A 343-nucleotide genomic window follows, 5' to 3' on the forward strand; every position below is an offset into this window, starting at 1 on the left:
GACAGAATGACCACCGTCTTTCCTTGTCGCTCCAGGTGGTCGAGTGCGGTTTCGATTTCCGGCGAACAGAATCCCAGCTCTTCCAGTAGCCGATGGTTGCCTAGGTGGTAACGATGCCCATCAATCATTCCGCGCACGCCCCGACCGAGTAGCGCTTCGAAATCCTCCACGTCCAGCACGGACACCGACTGCTCGACCGCCTGTGTAGCGATGGCCTGCGATACCGGATGGTCCGAGCGATGCGCAAGACTGGCGGCGGCAGCGCGATAGTCCCGAGGCACGCCTTTGGCTAGGGGCAGGAAATCGGTTTGCACCGGCTTGCCATGGGTAATGGTCCCCGTTT

1 protein-coding gene is annotated in these 343 nt (G+C 60.6%); it reads right to left on the reverse strand.

From position 1 onward, the window contains the following. On the reverse strand, window positions 1–343 hold a 343-nt coding region (locus tag MnOB_RS28390), incomplete at both ends, for an HAD family hydrolase (protein ID WP_158713873.1).

Source organism: Metapseudomonas resinovorans, from assembly GCF_002003485.1.
Lineage (GTDB): Bacteria > Pseudomonadota > Gammaproteobacteria > Pseudomonadales > Pseudomonadaceae > Metapseudomonas > Metapseudomonas resinovorans_D.